Raw genomic sequence first — 22,326 nt, forward strand, 5'->3', positions numbered from 1 at the left:
ATATCAGGCGCTACAAAACTCAGGTCGGGCAGGTGTCCTTGCCGTTATCCAGTCCCTGCTTGTAGCTATGACTCTGCAGACTGGCCTTGCCGTTGTGCCACTTCAGGGTCAGCACATACAGCGAGTCGAAGTCATCGCCGGCCCAGTCATCGGTGATTTTCTGCCGCTCGCCCACCGCATTGCCGGCGACCTTGTTGATCAGCTCCGGCAGATAACCGTGAGACCAGGCGGTGTAGATCGTCGAGTTGTGGTACTTCTCGTCCAGCAGCTCGCGGGCCAGATCGCTGGTGTCGTTGGCGGAGAACTCGATGTTCACCGGCAGGCCGAGCTTGATCGCGGCCGGGCTGATGGTCATCAGCGGACGAATGTAGCTGTAGGAATTGTCCAGCTCGCCTTCCTCGACGTTGCGCGTCGGGTTGGCGGCGAACACGTAATCAGCCTTGCCGAATTTTTCCGGCAGCAGCGTCGACAGGTCGATGGCGCGGTTCAGGCCCTGGCAGTTGAGCTGGCCGAGGCCGCCCTCGGGTTTCTCCGCGTGGCGCAGGAACACCAGCGTCTGCGTGCCGTCCGCCGGTTGTGCGCGGCTTTCGCTGGATTCGAGGGACAGAAAAAGCGCGCTGACTGCCAGCAGGGAGGGCAGGGCCACGTACGCGCGATGTTTGAAACGTTTGGCGAAACTCATCAGATTCGTCATCAATTCGAGGGTTCTTCAGCAAAATCGGTTAAGGCTGACAAACCTTGGCACCGCGGGCTCCCAGCACCGGGTGTTTCCCTGTCATGAACAGCTTCCTCTGCGAGAAAGGCATAACTCAGAGTCCTGTAACGCCGTTTGGTTCGTTCCAGGCCAGTGCGCAGCACTCTAGCGGCAACCTTTGCGGGCATGCAGGCAGGTTAGCGACAGGATGTTACGGTTCGTGTAGGCGCAGCGGCAGGCCTACTTTATGATCGGTTTTTCAATTTGTGACTGGATGCTTCCAATGACCGATCTGTCTGCATTCTCGATTACTCAGAAATGGCCGGCGCAGTACCCGGACTGGATTCAGCTCTACTCCCTGCCGACCCCCAACGGCGTCAAAGTGTCGATCATGCTCGAAGAGATCGGCCTGCCGTACGAGCCGCACCGCGTCGGTTTCGACACCAACGACCAGACCTCGGCGGAATTTCTTTCGCTGAACCCGAACAACAAGATCCCGGCGATCCTCGACCCGCATGGCCCTGAAGACAAACCGCTGCCGTTGTTCGAATCCGGCGCGATCCTGATTTATCTCGCCGACAAGAGCGGCCAGTTGCTCGCTCAGGAAGGCGCGCTGCGCTACGAGACCATCCAATGGCTGATGTGGCAGATGGGCGGCATCGGCCCGATGTTCGGCCAGCTCGGTTTCTTCAACAAATTTGCCGGTAAGGATTACGAGGACAAGCGCCCGCGTGATCGTTATGTCGAGGAGAGCAAACGCCTGCTGAATGTACTCAACACCCGCCTCGAAGGCCGCGACTGGATCATGGGCGAGCGCTACACCATCGCTGACATCGCCACGTTCCCGTGGGTGCGCAATCTGCTTGGCTTCTATGAGGCCGGGGATCTGGTCGGCATTCAGAATTTCCCCAACGTCACCCGAGTGCTGGAGCGGTTTCTTGCTCGCCCGGCAGTCATCCGCGGCCTGACTATTCCTTCCTGACTCACCGCGTGCCACCTGTAGGAGCTGCCGAAGGCTGCGATCTTTTGACTTTGATCCCAAAAAACAAGATCAAGAGATCGCAGCCTTCGGCAGCTCCTACAGGGATTGTTGCACCTGCGGTAACGCTCTCTTGATTGATCCAGGTTTGTCCCGCACCCGCCGCAAGGCATAAGCTTCGTCCCCTACGACTTTCGTCTCATCCGCTGTTTTCAGGAAAGGCCCCATGTCCAGTCAGTTCCCCGAAGCACGTCCCCGCCGTCTGCGCCGCAATGCGAGCCTGCGCAGTCTGTTCCAGGAAACCGAGTTCAGCCTGAACGATCTGGTCCTGCCGATCTTCGTCGAGGAAGAGATCGACGACTTCGTGCCGATCACCAGCATGCCCGGCGTGCAGCGCATTCCCGAGCGCAAACTGGCCAGCGAAATCGAGCGCTATGCCCGTGCCGGCATCAAGTCGGTGATGACCTTTGGCGTGTCCCATCATCTGGACGCCAATGGCAGCGACACCTGGCGCGAAGACGGTCTGGTCTCGCGCATGTCGCGCATTGCCAAGGACGCCGTGCCGGAAATGATCGTGATGTCCGACACCTGCTTCTGCGAGTACACCGATCACGGCCATTGCGGTGTGATGCACAACCACGAAATCGACAACGACCAGACTCTGATCAATCTCGGCAAGCAAGCCGTGGCCGCCGCCCGCGCCGGGGCTGACGTGATTGCGCCCTCGGCAGCAATGGACGGCCAGGTGCGCGCGATTCGCCAGGCGCTCGACGCTGCCGGCTTCACGCAGATTCCGATCATGGCCTACTCGACCAAATTCGCTTCGGCACTGTACGGCCCGTTCCGCGAGGCTGGCGGCAGCGCGCTCAAGGGCGACCGCAAAAGCTATCAGATGAACCCGATGAACCGCCGCGAAGCCCTGCGCGAATCGTTGCTCGACGAGCAGGAAGGTGCCGATGCGCTGATGGTCAAACCGGCCGGCGCCTACCTCGACATCATCCGCGACATCCGCCAGGCCTCGAACCTGCCACTGGCGGCGTATCAGGTCAGCGGCGAGTACGCGATGATCAAGTTCGGCGCCCAGGCCGGTGCGATCGATGAGGATCGCGTGGTCCGCGAAAGCCTTGGCGCAATCAAGCGTGCCGGCGCGGATCTGATCTTCACTTACTTTGCGATGGATCTGGCACTCGCCGGGATCTAAGCCGCATCGCATAACCCCTGTGGGAGCGAGCCTGCTCGCGAAGCGTCCGGTCAAACACCACAAAAACCAAAAAGGCCCCGCAACCGTGAAGCTGCGGGGCCTTTTTTACGACGCAATCACGCTTAGAAGTCGATGGTCCCCGACAACTTCGCCACTCGCGGTTCGCCCTGGGTCAGGTAGCCGCCCTGAGCCGATTCCCAGTACTTCTTGTTCGCCACGTTCTCGACGCCGAACCGCACGGTCACGTCCTTCTCCGAGACCTTGAACGCATAGCGCGCGCCGGCATCGAAGCGGTTCCACGTTGGCAGGCTGAGGTTGTTCGCCGCGTCGGCGTATTGCCCGCCTGTGCGCAGCATCCGCGCATTCAGCGCAACGCCTTGCAGGCCCGGCACGTCCCAATCCACGCCAGCGTTGAACTGGAAGGTCGGTACGCCGATGGCGTGGTTACCGTCGTTGGCGCCGTTGAGGGTGTTTTTCAGTTCGGTATCCATCAGCGTCAGGCCGCTGATCAGGCGCAGGCCGTCGATCGGCTCGCCGAACACGTTCATCTCCACGCCTTTGTTGATCTGCTCGCCTTCGCGCACGTAGGTGCAAGTGGTAGCGCTGTTGATTTCGCAGTAGCCGTCGCTCGGCTGTTCGATGCGATAAACGCCCAGGCTCGCGCCGTAGGTGCCCATGTCGACTTTCACGCCCAGTTCGGTCTGCTTGGAGCGTTTCGGTGCGTAGACTTCGTTGCCGTTGGTGACGCGGAAACCGCCGGAGCTGGTCGGCGAGGTCGGCCCCTGGGCCAGGCCTTCGATATGGTTGGCGTAGAACGACACATGCTCCCACGGCTTGAACACGATGCCGTACACCGGCGTGGTGATCGATTCGTCGTAGCTCGACGATCGCGGGCCGCTGCCGTAGCTGGCGTAGCTGTAACCCTGCACCACCAGTTGCTGACGACGCAGACCGGCGGTGACCAATAGGCGATCATCGAAGAAACCGAGGGTGTCGGAGATCGCCACGCTGCGGTTGAAGGTCTTGCCGACGACGCCCGGATCGTTGAGATCGCCGCCAGAGAAATTGCCGACCGGTGCCGGAGGAGTGATCGGATGGTAGATGTTGTTCGAGTAGCGGGTCAGGTCGAAGTCATAGGCACTGCGCTGCTCGGCCCAGATCCCGGTCAGGCCGAAATTCAGCTTGTGGCTGACCGGGCCGGTGTTGAATTTGCCGTTGAGGCCGGCCATGACGCTGGTGTTGTCCTCATCATGCGGGACGAACGAGCCAGTGGTGAACGACGCGCCGCTGTTGCCGACCAGCGTGGTCGAGTTGTACCGGCCGACTTCGCGGGTGTGCTTGGCGCCACCGGCGGCGTAGGCGGTCCAGTTGTCGTTGAGGTCGTACTCGGCGCGGAGCATGCCGAAGGTGTCTTCGATGTCGGTGTAGCCCCACTTCGGCGCGTAGTTGGTGTCCGCCGATGGCGCGTCCGGGATGTGCGTGGCGGTGCCGAGGTTGACCGAGCTGCGGCCGCCGTTGACGCGTTCCTTCTGATAGGCAAAGTCGCCGGACACCCGCAGCGCATCGCCGCGATAATCCAGGCCGATGGCGAACAGTTTCGAGCGCTGGTTCTCGTGATCGATGCCGGTGTCGCCTTCGCGCTGCGACAGGTTGACTCGCGCGCCGAAGCGGTTGTCTTCGCCAAAACGCTGGCCGATATCGAAGTGATGACCGATGCGGCCTTCGCTGTTGATGTCGGTGGTGTAACGGCGCAGCGGCACGTCGCCGGCGCGCTTGGGTTGCAGGTTGACGCCGCCGCCGATGCCGGAACCGGTCGGGGTCACGCCGTTGATGAAGGCGTTGGGGCCTTTGAACACTTCCACGCGCTCCAGCGCGTCGGTGGAAATGATCTGACGGGGCAGCACGCCGTACAGGCCGTTATAGGAAATATCATCGCCATTGAGCGGCAGGCCGCGAATCATGAAGACCTGCGCCTGGTTGGAGAACCCCGAGGCCTGACGCACCGAGGAATCGTTGAGCAGCACATCGGCGACGTTTTCCGCCTGCTGATCCTGGATCAATTGCTCGGTGTAGGACGCTGCGCTGAACGGCACGTCCATCATGTCCTGATTGCCGAGCACGCCCAACTGGCCGCCGCGCGCGACCTGACCGCCAGCATAGACCGGGGGCAGGGCGTTGGATGCAGGGGCCTGGGCATTGACGTTGACGTCGTCGAGCACCAGCGCTTTGCTGTTGTCTTCAGCGGCGTGGGCGGTGACGGTCAGGGAGCACAGCAGAGCAAGCAAAGTCGGGCGGAACGGAGCGCCGAGTCGAGCAGAAGCGGGCATGTCGGATACCTGGAGGCGAGCGGCCAATGAAAAAATAAGGGCGGCGCGGAACTCCTTGCGCTAATGCGACTCCAGGCGCGAATGATAGGGTTTCGCAGTAACGTTTTGCAATCAGTTTGTCATCAGCGCGTAGGAGCTGCCGCAGGCTGCGATCTTTTGATCTTGCTTTTTGCAGATCAAGGTCAACATCAAGATCAAAAGATCGCAGCCTTCGGCAGCTCCTACGCGGGTTGTGTATGGTGGTCTGGCTAATTTGATTGGATGGAGCAACATGCGATTACTCATTACTCTCGGCGCCGTGCTGCTGCTCGCCGGTTGCGCCAGCCAGCGCAGCAACGAACCGGCGCCGCGTCCGCCGGCCGAAGTGAAGGCTGAAATTGTTCGGCTGTTGCCGGCGAAAACTGCCGACCGTCAGGGCTGGGCCACGGACATCTACGCTGCGTTTGCCGCACAAGGCATCAGCACCACCACGCAGAATCTGTGTTCGGTACTGGCTGTGGCCGAGCAGGAGTCCACTTTCCAGGCTGACCCGACGGTGCCCGGCCTGGGCAAGATCGCCCGCGACGAAATCGACCGCCGCGCCGCCAAGGTGCACATCCCCAGCCTGCTTGTCAGCGGCGCTCTGCAAGTGCGCTCGCCCAACGGCAAGAGCTACAGCGAACGTCTGAATGCGGCGCGCAGTGAAAAAGAGCTGAGCGCGATTTTCGACGACTTCATCGGCATGGTGCCGATGGGCCGCACGTTGTTCGGCGGCTTTAACCCGGTGCACACCGGCGGGCCGATGCAGGTCAGCATCGAATTCGCCGAGGAGCACGCCAAGGATTATCCGTACCCGGTGGACGGCACGATTCGTCGTGAAGTGTTCAGCCGGCGCGGCGGCATGTATTTCGGCATCGCCCACTTACTCGGCTACCCGGTAAATTACCGCGAGCCGCTGTATCGCTTCGCCGATTTCAACGCCGGCTGGTACGCCAGCCGCAATGCCGCGTTTCAGAATGCGGTCAGCCGCGCTTCCGGCATCCCGCTGACCCTGGACGGCGACCTGATTCGCTACGACTCGATCATGCCCGGCAGTACCGAACTGGCGGTGCGCACCCTCGGCAAGTCGCTGGGCATGCGCAACCCGACGATTCGCGATCAATTGGAGAAAGGCAAAACCCTGGAATTCGAAGAGACCAAGCTCTATCAGCGCGTGTTCGAACTGGCGGAGCGGGCCGAAGGCAAGGCGTTACCGCGCGCGGTATTGCCGGGGATTGTGCTGCAGAGTCCGAAGATCACCCGCAAACTCACCACTGCCTGGTTCGCCAAGCGCGTGGACGAGCGTTACAAGCGCTGCATGGCGAAGGCCGGATAAATCAGACAGACATAAAAAACCCGGCTGCGGGAGCCGGGTTTCTCTGCGGTGTTGCGCTTGCAGTCATGCATCAGGCAACACGGCGTTCGATCAGACGATCCGAACCACCTTCGGCAACACGGCGTTCGATCAGACGATCCGAACCACCTTCAGCAACACGGCGTTCGATCAGACGATCCGAACCACCTTCGGCAACGCGGCGTTCGATCAGACGATCCGAGCCACCTTCGGCAACGCGGCGTTCGATCAGACGATCCGAGCCGCCTTCAGCCAGACGGCTTTCGATCAGCTTGTCCGAACCGCCTTCGGCGATCATGGTGTGCGCCGGGGTGGCGGCGAAAGCGTTAACTGCGAAAACCGAGAAAGCGATGCTGAGAAGAGTCTGGCGTTTCATGATGGTGTGCTCCGGGGTGTTGTTGGTTGGTATGGAGCTGATGTTACGCCCGGGATTTTTTATGAGAACTTCATTGCCGTGATGGTGAACATCGACGTCGATGATGGTTGCGGACAACCGCGTAGCAGAGCCTCAGAGCACTTTCACCGCCCGCCCGATCGCCTGAATCGGCCCGGTCGGTTTGCCAATCGGCGAGCCATTGGCGCCTTCCAGGGTCAGCTCAAACAGCTGGTTGGGTTGCAGCGGCGGCAGTTTGTCCAGCGGCACCGACAAAGCCTGCCCCGGCTTTACCAGCCCCAACGACACCGGTCCCGACCAGCCGTCAGCCTTGGTCCAGAACTCCAGCGCCTTGTCCGCCGGCACCTCGACCACGCCCAGCGGAATCAACTGGATCTCCCGCGCATTGCTCGCCTGAATCACCCAGCCCGGCGCCTTGTCCTGCGGCGTCACCAGCACCACCAGATAACTCGGTTTCGGCGCAGTCTGGGTCAGCAGCATCGTGCCGAGGATCAATGTCGCCGCCAGCCCGGCCGCGCTCAAGCCGCGCCACAGCGGCAGCAGATTCCGCCACGAGGTTAGCGGTTTCTTCACCGTCAGCCGTTCGAGACTGCGCTCGATACGTGGCCATAACTGCGCCGAGGGTTGCTGAGGTTCGGCCAGATCGGTCAGCTCCAGCAGACGCCGCTCCCAGGCATCCACCGCTGCACGCAATTCGGGATCGTTCGGCAGGCGCCGTTGCACCTCGATGCGCTGCTCGAATGACAAGGTCCCGAGTACATATTCACCGGCCAGTTCATCCCGTTCCTGCGCTGATTCGCCGGTCATCCCATGCACTCCCGCAAAGCATTGAGGCTGCGCTTGATCCACGCTTTGACCGTGCCCAGCGGCGTGTCGAGGCGCGCGGAAATCTGCGCGTGGCTGTAACCGTCGACGTAGGCGTGGAGGATGCAGCTGCGCCGCTGCGGTTCCAGCTGCTCAAGGCAGCGATGAATGCGCGCCGAGTGAACATCGACCGACTCATCAGGCGCCGCTGCCTCATGTTCTTCGCTGAACGGCGTTTCCCGACTTTGCTTGCGCAACTGATTCAACGCCAGATGCCGGGTCACGCTGAACATCCAGCCCCGCGCCGAACCGCGCGCCGGATCGAACCCGGCGGCGCCGTGCCAGATCTTGATGAATGCCTCATGCACAATGTCCTCCGCCAGCGCCGTATCGCGCACCAGCCGCTTGGCCACGCCGAGCAGGCGCGGGCCTTCCTGCACATACAAATCGCGCAAAGCCGCGCGCTCGCCCCGGGCACAGGCGGCGAGGCGGGCTTCGTAATCGAAAACGGATTCGGCTAAAGGCATGGGGTGCAATCTAGCTCACATTTCCCAAACATCCAGACGCATTGTTCCCTGTGGGAGCGAGCAGGCTCGCTCCCACAGGATTGTGCACTGCTTCTGAATATCAGTTAGCCGCCCAGAAAATATAATCCGCCTGGTACTTCACCACTTCCTGCTTGCCCTTGTTTGCCATGGTGCACTCACTGCCCGGCGCGACGCCGCCCTTGAGCGCGACACGCTGGATATAGCTGACCCCGGTCATCGCGCCTTTGCCCTCGGCCGGATTGGCCTTGACCAGTTGATAGGGCAGGTTGCCCGGGCTCGACGGTGCCACGGCGAGTTGTGTGCCGGTGACTTTCGAACCGTCCTTGGCTTGCCAGGTCGCTGGCGGGCCGAAATAGGTGCCGACCTGTTTGCCGCTGCGATCATTGAGCACCGCTTTCGGGCCGACAAAGGTCCACTCGGTCTGCCCGGCCATATTGGGCTTGTCGCGGCATTCGTAGGTGATCTCGCCAACCCCGGTGGTTTCCAGGGCAATCTTGTGCCCGTCCGGCACCTTGATCGCGTCGGGATAACTGCTCTGGGCGAAGGTGGTCGCGGTGAAGGCGAGCAAACCGGTGAAGCCAATCAGCTGGGTGATGTTCATCCGATGATTCTCCGAAAAGGGTAGGGCGCTGACAGCACCAGAGTGGGCTGTTACAGGGACTACCCGTGGCGGAGGCGATTGGATGCAGTGCCGGAAAAATAAATTTCAAACACCACCGATCAAACCTGTGGGAGCGAGCCTGCTCGCGAAGGCGTCGGGTCAGTCAGCACTTATGTGACTGACGCAGCGCATTCGCGAGCAGGCTCGCTCCCACAAGGCTCTCTGTAAGGCTTGAGGGCCGAGGCTTTCAGTAACTCTTGGGTGTACGGATGTTTCGGCGCAGCGAAAATCTCCCGCGACGAGCCTTGTTCAACCACCTTGCCGTCCTTGATCACCATCAAGTCATGCGCCAGCGCATGCACCACCGCCAGGTCATGGCTGATGAACAGGTACGTCAGCCCATGCCTGATCTGCAACTGGCGCAACAATTCCACCACTTGCTTCTGCACCGTGCGATCCAGGGCCGAGGTCGGTTCGTCGAGCAGGATCAGCGCCGGTTCCAGCACCAGTGCGCGGGCGATGGAGATGCGCTGGCGCTGGCCGCCGGAAAACTCGTGGGGGTAACGATGGCGGCTTTGCGGGTCGAGGCCGACTTCCTCCAGCACGCGAATCACCGCTGCCTCGCGCTCGGCCTCGCTGCCGATGCCGTGGGTCAGCAAGCCTTCGGCAATGATCTGCTGCACCGACATGCGCGGGCTGAGGCTGCCGAACGGGTCCTGAAACACCACCTGGATCTGCCGGCGCAGCGGGCGCATCAGGCGCTGATTGAGCAGGCTCAACTGCTTGTTGCCAAAACGGATATTGCCCTCTGATTCGACCAGTCGCAGGATCGCCTGGCCCAGCGTCGACTTGCCCGAACCCGACTCGCCGACGATGCCCAACGTCTTGCCGCGTTGCAGGGTGAAACTGACCCCGTCCACCGCTTTGATGTAATCCTGCTGACGGCTGAAGAGTTTTTTCGGCAGGGGAAACCACACCTTCAAATCATCCACTTCCAGCAGGTTGTGCTCGTACTCACTGGGCACTGGCGCGCCGCTCGGTTCAGCCTCGATCAACAAGCGGCTGTAAGGATGTTGCGGCGCCTGGAATAGCGTCTCGCAATCGGCCTGTTCAACGATCTCGCCTTGACGCATAACGCACACGCGCTGAGCGATCCGGCGCACCAGATTGAGGTCGTGGCTGATCAGCAACAGCGACATGCCGAGGCGCTGCTGCAGTTCGATCAGCAGTTCAAGAATCTTCTGCTGTACGGTCACGTCCAGCGCTGTGGTCGGTTCGTCGGCAATCAACAATTCCGGCTCGTTGGCCAGCGCCATGGCGATCATCACCCGTTGCCGCTGACCACCGGAAAGCTGATGCGGATAGGCTTTCAAACGCTGCGACGGCTGGCGAATACCCACCAGCTCGAGCAGCTCCAGAGTCCGCGTGCGGGCGGCGCGGCCCTTGAGGCCCTTGTGGATTTCCAGCACTTCGCTGATCTGTTTTTCCACCGTGTGCAGCGGGTTCAGCGAGGTCATCGGCTCCTGGAATATCATCGCAATGCGATTGCCGCGCAGACCACGCATCTGCTGTTCGCTGGCGTGCAGCAAATCCACGCCGTTGTAGCGAATCGCGCCGCTGCTGCTGACGTTCTTGCCCGGCAACAGACGCAGAATCGAATGCGCCGTCACCGACTTGCCCGAGCCGGATTCACCGACCAGCGCCAGACACTCGCCACGGCGGATATCCAGGTTCACACCGTGCACCACTTCCTGCCCCGCGAAGGCGACGCGCAGGTCGCGGATCTCGATTAAATGGTCTTGCATGTCAGCTCCTCGGATCAAAGGCATCTCGGCACGCTTCACCGATGAAAACCAGCAAAGACAGGATCAGCGCCAGGGCAAAAAACGCTGTCAGCCCCAGCCACGGTGCCTGCAGATTGCGTTTGGCCTGGCCGATCAACTCGCCCAGCGACGCGGTGCCGGCGGGCATGCCAAAGCCGAGAAAATCCAGCGCGGTCAGGGTGGCGATGGCGCCGGTGAGAATGAACGGCAGGTAGGTTAGGGTGGAAGTCATGGCGTTGGGCAGAATGTGCCGGCGCATCAGTTCGCTGTCGGTCAGGCCCAGCGCCCGCGCGGCTTTCACGTATTCGAGATTGCGTCCACGGAGGAACTCGGCGCGCACCACATCGACCAGCGCCAGCCAGGAAAACAGCGCCATGATCCCCAGCAACCACCAGAAACTCGGCGAGACGAAGCCGGACAGAATGATCAGCAGATACAGCACCGGCAGCCCCGACCAGATTTCCAGTACACGCTGCCCGAGCAAGTCGACCCAGCCGCCGTAGTAGCCCTGCAAGGCCCCGGCGAGAATGCCGATCAACGCGCTGATGGCGGTGAGGATCAGCGCGAACAGAATCGAGATCCGCGTGCCGAAAATAACCCGCGCCAGAACATCGCGAGCCTGATCGTCGGTGCCCAGCCAATTGCTCGAAGACGGCGGGCTGGGCGCCGGTTCGGTGAGGTCGTAGTTGACCGTGTCGTAGCTGAACGGGATCGGCGGAAACAGCATCCAGCCGCCCTGATCCTCGATCAGCTTGTGTACGTAGTTGCTGGCGTAATCCGGTTGAAACGGCAGCTGGCCGCCGAAATCGGTTTCCAGGTAATCGCTGAGGATCGGAAAGTAAAAGGCGTCGTGGTAGCGGATCACCAGCGGCTTGTCATTGGCGATCAGCTCGCCACCGAGGCAGATCAGGCACAGGCCGATAAACAGCCACAGCGACCAGCGCCCACGGCGGTTGGCCTTGAATTGCGCGACGCGGCGCTGGCCCAGAGGCGACAGTGTGAACATCAGGCAGTCCTCGCCGAGAAATCGATGCGCGGGTCGAGCAGGGTGTAGCAGAGGTCGCCGATCAGCTTGATCAGCAGGCCGAACAGGGTGAACAGAAACAGCGCGCCAAACACCACCGGATAGTCGCGCGACACCGCCGCTTCGTAGCTCATGCGCCCGAGGCCGTCGAGATTGAAAATGGTTTCAATCAGCAGGGAGCCGGCGAAAAACACTTCGATCAGCGCCGACGGCACGCCGGCGACCACCAGCAGCATGGCGTTGCGAAACACGTGGCCGTAAAGCACGCGCCTCTCGGTCAGGCCCTTGGCTCGTGCGGTGATCACGTACTGCCGGCTGATCTCGTTGAGAAAGCTGTTTTTGGTCAGGATCGTCAGCGTGGCAAAGCCGCCGATTACCAGCGCCGTGACTGGCAGTACGAGGTGCCAGAGGTAGTCGCCGACCTTGCCCAATGTGCTGAGGCTGTCGAAGTTGTCCGACACCAGTCCCTGCACCGGAAACCAGTTGACGTAGCTGCCGCCGGCGAATACCACGATCAACAGAATGGCGAAGAGAAACGCTGGCATCGCATAACCGACGATGATCGCGGTGCTGCTCCAGACATCGAAGGCGCTGCCGTTACTGATTGCCTTGCGAATGCCCAGCGGGATTGAAATCAGGTAGGTGATCAGCGTCGCCCACAAGCCCAGCGACAGCGACACCGGCAGCTTCTGCACGATCAGGTCGGTGACCTTGGCGCCGCGAAAGAAACTGTTGCCCATATCCAGTTGTGCGTAGTTTTTCAGCAGCAGCCACAGGCGTTCGTGCAGCGGTTTGTCGAAGCCGTAATGGCGTTTGATTTCCTCGATCAGCGCCGGGTCCAGCCCACGGCTGCTGCGCCCGGCACCGCCGACCGCCGCGACTTCGCCGCCACCGCCCATGCTGTGCCCGCCAAAGCCTTGCAGGCGGGCGATGGCTTGTTCCACCGGGCCGCCGGGCGCGGACTGCACGATAAGAAAATTCACCACCAGAATGCACAACAGCGTGGGGATGATCAGCAGCAAACGGCGACTCAGATAACGCAGCATGTCACTGGCCTCCCGCAAGCTGAGCGCTCATCTGCTGAGTCGTCAGCGGCCTGGCCGAGACTTCCCACCAAGTGTTGAGGCCCTCGTCATACGAAGGTTGCACGGCGGGCATGCCGAAGCGGTTCTGATACACCGTCGGCGTGCCTTTGGAGTAGTAGTTGGGAATCATGTAGTAACCCCATTGCAGCACCCGGTCGAGGGCGCGGGCGTAATGCACCATGGCTTCGCGGCTGTTGGCCTGGACCAGCCCGTCGAGCAATTGATCGACCGCTGGATCGGCCAGCACCATCGCGTTCGAGCTGCCGACTTGCGTGGCACTTTGCGAGCCATACAGGCTGTACAACTCGCGGCCCGGCGAGACGATCGGATCGCCACTGCGCGGGAAAGCGCAGACGATCATGTCGTAATCGCGGGCGTTGAGACGGTTGATGTATTGCGCTGAATCGATGCGGCGCAGATTGAGCGTGATGCCGATCTGCGCGAGGGTGCGTTTGAACGGCAGCAGCATGCGATCGAAGCCGCCCTGACCATCGAGAAAGGTGAATTCCAGCGGCTCGCCGGCGGCGTTGACCAGACGATTTTTTTTCGCCGTCCAACCGGCTTCGGCGAGCAGCTTCAGCGCTTGCAATTGCTTGTCGCGGATGTAGCCGCTGCCATCGGTTTTCGGCGCTTCATAGACCGTGGTGAACACCTCGTCAGGGACCTTGCCGCGCAACGGTTCGAGGATCTTCAATTCCTCGGCATCGGGCAGGGCGCTGGCGGCCATTTCACTCTTGGGCCAGAAGCTGTTCTGACGCACGTAGAAGCCGCGCATCATCTGTTTGTTGGTCCACTCGAAATCCCAGAGCAGGCTGATCGCCTCGCGCACGCGGCGGTCCTGGAAGATCGGGTTTTGCAGGTTGAACACAAAACCTTGGGCGGCGGTGGGTTTGTGCGGCGCCAGAATGGCTTTTTGCAAGCGCCCGTCGCGCAGGGCCGGGCTGTCGTAGCCAACCACGTAACCCGAGGAAGAAAACTCGCGGTTGTAGTCGAACGCGCCGGCCTGCAACAGTTGGCGAGCGACGTCGGTGTCGCCGTAGAAATTCACCGTCAGGCTGTCGAAGTTGTACATGCCGCGACTGACCGGCAGGTCCTTGCCCCACCAGTCCGGGTCACGCTGGAAACTGATGCTGCGCCCGGCGTCGACCTTGCTCACCCGGTATGGCCCGCTGCCCAGCGGTGGCTCGAAGCCGCCGCCGTTGGCGAAGTCGCGGGTTTTCCACCAGTGCTCGGGCAGCACGCGCAGCGTCGCCAGATCCAGCGCGAGGGTGCGATTGAGGTTGTTCTTGAAGGTGAAACGGACCTGGCGTGGACCTTCGACCAGCACGTCCTGCACGTCGGCATATTGCTGGCGATAACTCAGGCTGCCCTTGGTCATCAGCAGGTTGAAGGTGTAGCGCACGTCTTCGGCGGTGATCGGCGTGCCGTCGGCAAAGCGTGCCTTGGGGTTGAGGGTGAAGCGCACCCAAAAACCTTCGGGATCGCGCTCGATCTGCTGCGCAACCAGAGCGTAAACCGTGTAGGGCTCATCCAGCGAACGGAACGCCAGCGGCGCGTAGACCCAGTCATTGACTTGCACCACCGAAATGCCCTGATCGGCATACGGCGTGATGTAGTTGTACTGACCGATCTCCATCGACGCACGGCTGAGCGAACCGCCCTTGGGCGCGTCGGGGTTAACAAAATCGAAATGCTTGAAGCCGGCCGGATACTTCGGCGCCTCGCCGTACACCGTCAGCGCGTGACTGCCGGCGGCCAGTGCCGAAGTGCCAGTGCACAGCAGCGCACTGCCGAGCAGCAGGCCAGCCATGTTGCGCAAAAAACTCATGAAGTCACTCCTGAAAATCCCTGAAAGTCCACGGACCCAATGTGGGAGCGAGCCCTTGTGGCGAGGGGATTTATCCCCGATCGGCTGCGCAGCAGTCGCAAGATCAATGCATGCGGTACTTCTGATGCTCCGCGTTGGCAGGTCCTGGGGGCGCTTCGCACCCCATCGGGGATAAATCCCTTCACCACAAAGGCTCGCTCCCACAGAGGGATGCGTTTTATTTGGGGTTAGAAGTGGTAAGTCATGCGCGCAAACAATGTCCGGCCCAGCGGGTCGGTGTAGCGCGGGTCATAGCCGCTCTGGAAGTTGTAGGCCTGGTTGGAGAACGGCGGGTTGCGGTCGAACACGTTCTTCATCCCGGCATCAACGTCGAGCACCTTGTTGAAGGTGTAACCGGCTGACAGATCCCACACCGAATACGAGGCCACGCGCGAATGGGTGTCGCGGTCATAGTCGTTGTAACCGGTGGTGAAGCGGTTGGTCAGCGCTGCCCGCGCCGCACCCAGGCTCCAGCTGCCGGTGAGGTTGTGCTTCCAGCGCGCGATCACGCCGTCACCCTGAAAGTCGCCGACCTTGTCGGTGAACGGGCCTTTGATGGTGCTCTGGAAGTCGTACTCGTCGACATAGGTGCCTTGCAGGCCGAGACCGAACTGACCGTACGGCGTGTTCGGAAAGCGATAGTCGAGCGACACGTCGACACCGTTGGTCTCGACGATGCCGAGGTTGGCGTTGCCGGTGACGATGTAGTTGAGCGTGCCGTCGGCGTTGCGCACGAAGCGGTCCGGGTAGGATCCGGCCTGATCGAACACGGTGGATTCCGGGAACGGCTGGATCTGGTTGGAGATGTGAATCCACCAGAAATCCAGACCCACCGACAGATTGCTGATCGGCTGGTAGACGAAGCCCAACGTCACGTTCCGCGCCTTCTCCGGGGCCAGATCCTCGTTGCCGCCAATCTGGTTGAGGAACTGCTGACCGCAATCGCGCCCGCCGTTGCCGCCCGGTTGCACCACACCGCCGGTACACAGCACCGGATCGTTGTAGAAACCCTGGGTGAAGGTGATGCTGCGCGGCGAATACAGCTCGTACAGCGACGGCGCGCGGAAACCTTCGCTGTAGGCGCCACGCACCACCAGCTCTTTCAACGGCTGATAACGGAACGAGTATTTCGGATTGGTGGTGCTGCCGAAGTCGCTGTATTTGTCGTGGCGCACAGCGGCGGACAATTCAAGGCTGTCGAGCACCGGCACGTTGAGTTCGGCATAGGCGGCCTTGACGCTGCGATCACCTTCGACGCTACCGGCCGGGTCGATGCCGAGGCTCTGGATGTCGCCGGCGAACGACTCGAAGTCCTGATGGAATTTCTCCTTGCGGTACTCGCCGCCCAGCGCCAGACCGGACGGACCTGCGCCGAACCAGTCGCCGATTTCACGGCTGACGCGGCCATCGAAACCGGCAACGCGGCCCACGGCTGTGGAGTAGGCGCCGTGGTACGCGGCGGCGTCGATGTACTGCTGGCCGGCAGCGGTCTGCGGGCCGAACGGGTTGAGCAGACCGCTGGCCAGGCCGTCAATCATCGCCTGGTCGCTGACATAACCACTGGTGACGCTGGAGACGATTTTGTTCTGGTTGTACGAGGCGCCGACGTTGTAATCCCAGCCGCCAACCAGACCATCGAAGCTCAGCAGAAAGCGCTGGCTGGTGTTCTGGTCTTTCGATTCACGCGGGCCGGCGGCAGTCTCGCGCCAGTTGACGTCGACCGGCTGCGTCGGGTCGAGGGCGAAATCGGTCGGCGCCGGGGTGATGCCGTTGCCGGGGTAGTAAGGCGACGAGGAATCCAGGCTCAGACCAGTCAGTGGCGCCGGGCCGACGGCGACGGCGTTGTTGTTGCGCGACCAGAAATATTCGAGGTTGGCGTTGTGATCATCGCCGAGCTTGGCAGTGGTCTTGCCGAAGAACGAGGTCTTCTCGGTCTGTGGCACCAGGTCGATGAATTCACGGGTGCTGAAGCGGCACAAGCCGTCGCGGGCGATCAGGTTGGGGCCGTTGCAGTTGCTGTTGGCCAACGGGTTGGTGGCGTTGCCGTTCTGGCTGTAGTTGCCGGGGAACGCGGTGCCGGAGGTCTGATCGAGACCGCGACCGGGCGCGTAGTCGGTGGCGAAGGAGCGGTCGTTGGCGTCGAGGTTCTGCTGCTTGTTGTAGTTGAACACGCCGAGGACGTTGAAGCGGTCTTCTTCCAGATCGCCGTAACCCCAACTGGCGCTCATGTCTTTGGTCGCGCCGCCACCGCTGTGGGTCGGCGTTTCGCCACCGAGGGTCAACGCGCCGTCGGTAAGGGATTTCTTGGTGATGAAGTTGATCACACCGCCGATGGCGTCGGTGCCGTACAGGGCCGAGGCGCCGTCGCGCAGCACTTCCACGCGTTCGATGGCGGCGAACGGGATCATGTTCAGGTCCACCGCGCCGCCGGCCGAGTTGGTCCCCGACAGGGCGTTATTGGCCAGGCGTCGACCATTGAGCAGCACCAGCGTCTTGTTCGCGCCGATGCCGCGCATGTCGGCAAACGACGCACCGCCCGTTGCCGCGCCGACGGAGCCGGCGCTGTTGTTGATCGACTGGCTGCCGGTGATGCGCTGGACCAGTTCGGCGGTGGTGGTCACGCCTTGTTTGCGCAGTTCCTCAGCCTTGAGGATGGTGATCGGCACCGCCGTTTCCGCATCGACCCGGCGAATCGCCGACCCGGTCACTTCGACCCGTTGCAGTTGCGTGGTCGGCGCCGCCACCACAGCGGCTGCCGGGGTGGCGCTGTTGTCGTCCTCGGCCGCTTGCACGGTCCCGGCGCCCATCCCCATGGCCACCAGATACAGCGGAACGAAACGGTGGCGAGACATGGTTGCCACCAAAGGTTTGAGCGTGAAGCGTGGAGTGTTCATCAGCATGGTTGTTTCCGATTTTCAGACGTTATCGAATTGGCCTTGTGAGCCGCTCATTGCTCCGCTTCCGGTGATACCGCGCGCGGAAAACCACTTTCTTCAAGCAAGCCGATCCCCTCCGAAGACGCGTAGCGTTTTTTCGGTCGGCCGGGTGCGACGGGATTTCTTTTTTCAGCGGTGCCGGGCGGATGCTTTCAACAGCCGCCCGGCACCGTCGTCAGTGGGTGGTCATCACCGAAATCTTGCTGATGCCGGAGCGTTCGATCGATGCCATGGCCTTGGCCACCTGGCCGTAATTGACGGCGGCATCGGCCTGCAATTGCACACGCACTTCGGCGTCTTTGGCCTTGACCTCCTTGAGGCTGGCCTCGAGGGATTCCGGGGCCAGCTCGGTCTTGGCCAGATAGAACTTGCCGTCCTGATCGACGCTGACCACCACCGGGTCTTTCTTTTCGGCAGGGGCGACGGCGTCGGTTTTCGGCAGGTTGACCTTGATCGCGTTGGTCATCAGCGGCGCGGTGACAATGAACACCACCAGCAGCACGAGCATCACGTCGACCAGCGGCGTGACGTTCATTTCGCTGAGCACTTCATCGCTGTCTTGAGTGGAGAAGGACATCAGCTGGCCTCCCGCACGGCGCTGGTGCTTTTGCTGGCAATGGCCTGGCGGCTGATGGAAAACGCACTGCGCGAAGCGAGGGCGTCGAAGTCGTGGGCGAAGTCGTCCATGTCCGCCGAGGCGAGTTTCAGCCGACGCAGAAAGAAGTTGTAGATCAGCACCGCCGGCACCGCGACGGCGATGCCCACGCCGGTGGCGATCAGCGCGTGGCCGATAGGCCCGGCGACCGCTTCAAGGCTGGCCGAGCCGGTTTCGCCAATGCTTTGCAGGGCTTCCATGATTCCCCACACGGTGCCGAATAGACCAATGAACGGCGCGGTGCTGCCGATACTGGCGAGAATCGCCTGGCCGTTTTCCAGGGAGCGACGTTCTTTCTGGATCTGCTGGCGCAGGTTGCGTTCCAGGCGATCGGAACGGTTGATGGTGTGCGCCAGTTGCTGCGTGGTGCGCGGCGACTCTTCCACCAGCAGGGCTTCGAAACCGCTGCTGGCGATGCGCGCCAGCGAGCCCGGATACTGGCTGGCGTGTTCAGCGGCGGTAAGCAGGTCCGGCGCGCTCCAGAAGGCTTTGGCGAACTGCTTGTTCTGCGCTTTCTGGCGCAGGTACTGGGCCGACTTGACCAGCAGGATCGCCCAACTGACCACGGAAAACAGCACCAGACCCCAGAGCACACCGGGGACAATCATCGAAGACAGTGAATCGTTCATGGCTACACCTCGCTTGCGTTAATCAGTAATGAGTCGGTTGCGCCGTCATTGCGGCAATTTGAAATCGATGGTCTGGGTGGCGAAGCCGTCGATCGGCGTGTCACCGCGCTTGGCCGGAATAAATTTCCAGTTCTTCACCGCCGCGACGGCCGCCTCATCCAGTTGCGGCTTGCCGCTGGACTTGGTCACCGTCACGCTGCCGGCACGGCCGCTGGCCAGCACCTGAATGCGCAGCACCACGCTGCCTTCCCAATTGCGGCGCAGCGCCAGCGACGGGTATTCCGGCGGCGGGTTGCCAAGGCTGGCCAGGCCGGAAATCGCCGCCGATTCCTTGACCGGAGCGGGCGCAGCAGGTGGTGCCGGTGGTGCGCTTGGTGTTGTCGGCGCCGCAGGTGCGGCAGGTTGCGCCGGGGCCGGCGGCGCTTTCGGTGGCTCGACTTTCTTCACCGGTTTGGGTTTCTCGACCGGTTTGGGTTTTTCGATTGGCTTGGGCTTCTCCACCGGTTTGGGCGGCGGCTTGACCGCGTCCTCGTCCTCCACCGGCTGCTCAGGCTCCGGCGGCGGTGGAGGCGGGGGCGGCGGTGGTGGTTCCGGTGTCGGTGGGGCCGGAGGCGTCGGGCTGGTCAGCTCGACGGTCATTTCCGGGATTTCCGGCGGCGTCGGCAGTGGCTCAGGACGCGCCTGATGGAAGAACCACCACGCGCCGCCGTGTATCAGCGCCGACACGGCGATCAGCAAGAGCAACTGTGGTTTGTTCAACCCGCCGGGTCGTGACGTATTGGCTGTAAACGCCGGCCTGCCCATTGCCGGCGGGACCGGTGCTTGCCGCAACGGCCCCGGCAGGGTTTTGTGCTTTACCGCATCGTTCATTAAAGCTCCCTCGGGTCAGATGAAGGGCAATAAGGTGCCGTCCGAACATATGGCTGATGTTCGAGTGAGTAGGTGTAACTTTCTTCAAGGTGTACGCGGGCCGATAGTTGGACTATCTGTTTAAACGGCCTCGGACAAACTTAGTGGCTTAGTAGCATCTATATCGATTGTTCATTATCCATTCCGTGGCTTGTTGTTGTGTGGAGACGTGAGCTGTCTCAGGTTTGTTACAGTTTGCAACAGGTGTGCCAGATGTTGCTGAAACGGGTTGAACGCAAATCTTCGGTGTTACTGATGTCGCATTTATATAAGTTTCAGTTTCGCCCACTGTTTATTCGGCGCGAAGCGGTCCTCAAGTCCTCGCAGAAGGGCTTTTTCCAGAGCGAGTCAGAGGGAACGCTGTATCACGCCAATCGGCGGGATAGAGCGGCTGCTCGGTGATCAGGCTTAGCACCTATCGGTGCGTAGCGAATCGATTTGGTGCAGGTCAGTCATTCAGCGGTTCACAGGACATGTTCCTTATTTTTGATTCTGGAGTTTTGGTTAACTGCATCACATTCGGGCGTGCGCTTTTGGTGCAACTTCAATGACGCAAAGTCATTGTTCGACAATCTTGTTGTTGTGCCTTTTATTAATTGCTGTATTTAAAAAATAAATAACACTTGGCGCCCGGCGATCGCTCGATCGCCAGGCACGCAAAGTGTGCATTGGGTTTCAGGTAATAAAGGAGAAACGCGCCAGGCTGAATAGGCTCGGCTGAACTTGGGGCTGGATTTGCGAGTGAATGGGGTATGTCGTACGGCGGAGCATTTGAAGATTCACGGGTGAACTCCTTATTGCCAGCTCGGACAGGCGAACTTTTGGTTCGCTGTCGCACCTTACAAGAACGCGGATAGCGTTCGATGAATGCTCTTGGTGCGGGATGGGCACCGCCAGCGCTGATTGGCGAAGGTTGATTTCGCAAGTCGGCAGTGCATGGGAAAAACGTGCCAATCACGACACATTTGCAGAATTTTCTACGTCAGGCCAGCCAGCCATCTACCCTGTGCAAAGGCCTTATCGGGGGAACGGACATGTACCAGCTCTACGGGCACAAGAATTCCGGCGCGGCTGCCGTCGAGGCGGCACTGGAGTTGTGCCAGATCGCCTATCGCTTCATTGATACCGAAGCCAGCGCCGAGGCCGACGAGGCGCTGGGCAAACTCAATCCGCTGAAACAGATACCGACCCTGCAACTGCCCGACGGCAGCGCCATGACTGAAAGCGCGGCGATCCTGATTCACCTGGGCCTGACGTTTCCCAAGTCCGGCCTGCTGCCGAGCAAGGCTGCCGATCGTGATCAGGCGATTCGCGGCCTCGCCTATATCGTCAGCAATTGCTACGCGGCGGTCGGCATCATCGATTACCCCGAGCGCTGGCTGAGCACGCCCGACGAGAACGCACGGCAAAACCTGATCGCCGGCACGCGCCAGCGCCTGCACTTCAGTTGGGAGGTGTTTGCCGATCAGTTTTCCGGGGAGCTGTATCTGGATGACGAAACGCCCGGCGCGCTGGATGTGCTGGCGGCCGTGGTAAGCCGCTGGGCCGGCAGCCGCGAACACCTGCGCCGGACCCGCCCGGGCTTTTATGCGTGGCTGCAAAGGATCGACCGGCACCCGGTGCTGGCACCGGTCTTTGAGCGGCATTGGCCGGCCTGACAGGCGCGATCGTTCCCACGCTCTGCGTGGGAATGCCTCAACGGACGCTCCGCGTTCGGCTTTAGAGGGACGCGGAGCGTCCCGGGCTGCATTCCCACGCAGAGCGTGGGAACGATCATCACTGACCTGGCGCATTCGCGAGCAGGCTCGCTCCCACAAGGGGGGCACGGCGGTGGGCTCATTCGCCGCGAATGTACTGCTCCAGCTGTTTGATCAGCTCGGCCTGTTCGGCAATCGCTTCCTTCACCAGGTCGCCGATCGACAACAGGCCGATCAACTGGCCGTCCTCGACCACCGGCAAGTGGCGCAGGCGTTTGTCCGACATGATCCCCAGGCAGGTGTCGACGGTTTGCCGGGTATCCACGGTAATCACGTCCTTGACCATGATGTCGCGCACTGGCGTGCCCACCGAAGAGCGCCCGTGCAGCACCAGTTTGCGTGCATAGTCACGCTCGCTGATGATGCCGACCACTTTGTCGTCTTCGACCACCAGCAAGGCGCCGACGTTTTTCTCGGCCATCTTCATCAGCGCTTCGAGCACCATGTGATCGGGTTTGATCTGGTGCACTTCCTGATTTTTCTGATCTTTGAGCTTGAGCAGTTGGGCGACGGTCTTCATGGCGGTTACTCAGGTGTTGTCGTTGTTCATCAAGCATCGTAGACGCAGCCGCGCAGAGCAAGGTGGCAAAGCGGCAGTTAGCGTGCAAAAAACGCCATTTGCCGGAAAAAACATCTTTGTATCGGTAAATGAAGCATCTGTGGTTAGGGGATTTATCCTTGTTGGCCTGCGCAGCAGGCCCTTTCATTAAAAGCGGGGCCG

At 61.3% G+C, this 22,326-nt stretch carries 19 protein-coding genes; 4 read left to right on the forward strand and 15 right to left on the reverse strand.

Annotated features, from left to right (window positions below; genetic code table 11):
- Positions 1 to 19 precede the first annotated feature (19 nt).
- Positions 20 to 694 (reverse strand): hypothetical protein, encoded by a 675-nt coding sequence (locus tag AC0IXA_RS03895; protein ID WP_039763430.1) that lies wholly within the window; start codon positions 692 to 694, stop codon positions 20 to 22.
- A 283-nt stretch (positions 695 to 977) separates the two neighbouring features.
- Between AC0IXA_RS03895 and AC0IXA_RS03900 the strand changes: the two genes are divergently transcribed.
- Together AC0IXA_RS03900 and hemB are read left to right on the forward strand one after the other, a co-directional pair.
- On the forward strand, positions 978 to 1,676 hold the full coding sequence (locus tag AC0IXA_RS03900) for a glutathione binding-like protein (protein ID WP_341637099.1): 699 nt from the start codon (positions 978 to 980) through the stop codon (positions 1,674 to 1,676).
- A gap of 223 nt (positions 1,677 to 1,899) precedes the next feature.
- Positions 1,900 to 2,874, forward strand: a complete 975-nt coding sequence (hemB, locus tag AC0IXA_RS03905; protein WP_471811823.1) for a porphobilinogen synthase — start codon at positions 1,900 to 1,902, stop codon at positions 2,872 to 2,874.
- Between the two features lie 122 nt (positions 2,875 to 2,996).
- On the opposite strand, the gene AC0IXA_RS03910 is transcribed toward hemB, so the two are convergent.
- A complete protein-coding gene (locus AC0IXA_RS03910) occupies positions 2,997 to 5,201 on the reverse strand; it encodes a TonB-dependent receptor (RefSeq protein WP_471811825.1) in 2,205 nt (734 codons plus the stop codon).
- A gap of 271 nt (positions 5,202 to 5,472) precedes the next feature.
- Here AC0IXA_RS03910 and AC0IXA_RS03915 point away from each other — a divergent pair, with 271 nt between their 5' ends.
- The gene (locus AC0IXA_RS03915) at positions 5,473 to 6,555 is read left to right on the forward strand and encodes a DUF1615 family protein (protein WP_122750538.1); all 1,083 of its coding nucleotides are present in this window, start codon (positions 5,473 to 5,475) and stop codon (positions 6,553 to 6,555) included.
- 70 nt (positions 6,556 to 6,625) lie between these two features.
- Here the strand turns inward: AC0IXA_RS03915 and AC0IXA_RS03920 are convergent, their stop codons facing one another.
- The 12 genes from AC0IXA_RS03920 to AC0IXA_RS03975 all read right to left on the reverse strand — a co-directional run bounded on the left by AC0IXA_RS03920 (position 6,626) and on the right by AC0IXA_RS03975 (position 19,809).
- A complete protein-coding gene (locus AC0IXA_RS03920) occupies positions 6,626 to 6,949 on the reverse strand; it encodes a hypothetical protein (protein ID WP_223631112.1) in 324 nt (107 codons plus the stop codon).
- A 132-nt stretch (positions 6,950 to 7,081) separates the two neighbouring features.
- Positions 7,082 to 7,774 (reverse strand): anti-sigma factor, encoded by a 693-nt coding sequence (locus AC0IXA_RS03925; protein WP_471811828.1) that lies wholly within the window; start codon positions 7,772 to 7,774, stop codon positions 7,082 to 7,084.
- Positions 7,771 to 8,298 carry a sigma-70 family RNA polymerase sigma factor gene (locus tag AC0IXA_RS03930; RefSeq protein ID WP_471811830.1) on the reverse strand — a complete coding sequence of 176 codons (528 nt, stop codon included), beginning with the start codon at positions 8,296 to 8,298 and terminating at the stop codon, positions 7,771 to 7,773. Before AC0IXA_RS03930 ends, AC0IXA_RS03925 begins: the two co-directional genes overlap by 4 nt.
- Before the next feature lie 100 nt (positions 8,299 to 8,398).
- Positions 8,399 to 8,920: a DUF3455 domain-containing protein gene (locus tag AC0IXA_RS03935; protein WP_016775383.1), complete on the reverse strand. Its 522-nt coding sequence runs from the start codon at positions 8,918 to 8,920 to the stop codon at positions 8,399 to 8,401.
- A 170-nt stretch (positions 8,921 to 9,090) separates the two neighbouring features.
- Positions 9,091 to 10,725: an ABC transporter ATP-binding protein gene (locus AC0IXA_RS03940; RefSeq protein ID WP_341637102.1), complete on the reverse strand. Its 1,635-nt coding sequence runs from the start codon at positions 10,723 to 10,725 to the stop codon at positions 9,091 to 9,093.
- Between the two features lies 1 nt (position 10,726).
- Entirely contained in the window at positions 10,727 to 11,749 is a 1,023-nt protein-coding gene (locus AC0IXA_RS03945; protein ID WP_471811832.1) for an ABC transporter permease, read from the reverse strand.
- Positions 11,749 to 12,813: a microcin C ABC transporter permease YejB gene (locus AC0IXA_RS03950; protein WP_471811834.1), complete on the reverse strand. Its 1,065-nt coding sequence runs from the start codon at positions 12,811 to 12,813 to the stop codon at positions 11,749 to 11,751. Before AC0IXA_RS03950 ends, AC0IXA_RS03945 begins: the two co-directional genes overlap by 1 nt.
- A gap of 1 nt (position 12,814) precedes the next feature.
- Positions 12,815 to 14,680, reverse strand: a complete 1,866-nt coding sequence (locus AC0IXA_RS03955; RefSeq protein ID WP_471811836.1) for an extracellular solute-binding protein — start codon at positions 14,678 to 14,680, stop codon at positions 12,815 to 12,817.
- 227 nt (positions 14,681 to 14,907) lie between these two features.
- A complete protein-coding gene (locus AC0IXA_RS03960; protein ID WP_163018908.1) occupies positions 14,908 to 17,619 on the reverse strand; it encodes a TonB-dependent receptor in 2,712 nt (903 codons plus the stop codon).
- A gap of 211 nt (positions 17,620 to 17,830) precedes the next feature.
- A complete protein-coding gene (locus tag AC0IXA_RS03965; RefSeq protein WP_016775377.1) occupies positions 17,831 to 18,232 on the reverse strand; it encodes an ExbD/TolR family protein in 402 nt (133 codons plus the stop codon).
- Positions 18,232 to 18,939: a MotA/TolQ/ExbB proton channel family protein gene (locus AC0IXA_RS03970; RefSeq protein ID WP_471811839.1), complete on the reverse strand. Its 708-nt coding sequence runs from the start codon at positions 18,937 to 18,939 to the stop codon at positions 18,232 to 18,234. The genes AC0IXA_RS03965 and AC0IXA_RS03970 overlap by 1 nt, the downstream gene beginning before the upstream one ends.
- Positions 18,940 to 18,984: 45 nt before the next feature.
- A complete protein-coding gene (locus AC0IXA_RS03975; protein WP_471811841.1) occupies positions 18,985 to 19,809 on the reverse strand; it encodes an energy transducer TonB in 825 nt (274 codons plus the stop codon).
- Positions 19,810 to 20,882: 1,073 nt separating this feature from the next.
- Between AC0IXA_RS03975 and AC0IXA_RS03980 the strand changes: the two genes are divergently transcribed.
- Complete coding sequence (locus AC0IXA_RS03980; protein WP_341637106.1) at positions 20,883 to 21,506, forward strand: glutathione S-transferase N-terminal domain-containing protein; 624 nt, start codon at positions 20,883 to 20,885, stop codon at positions 21,504 to 21,506.
- A 178-nt stretch (positions 21,507 to 21,684) separates the two neighbouring features.
- Here the strand turns inward: AC0IXA_RS03980 and AC0IXA_RS03985 are convergent, their stop codons facing one another.
- Complete coding sequence (locus AC0IXA_RS03985) at positions 21,685 to 22,125, reverse strand: CBS domain-containing protein (RefSeq protein ID WP_016775372.1); 441 nt, start codon at positions 22,123 to 22,125, stop codon at positions 21,685 to 21,687.
- Positions 22,126 to 22,326: the final 201 nt, after the last annotated feature.

The sequence above is a fragment of the Pseudomonas sp. AC083 genome (assembly GCF_979253165.1).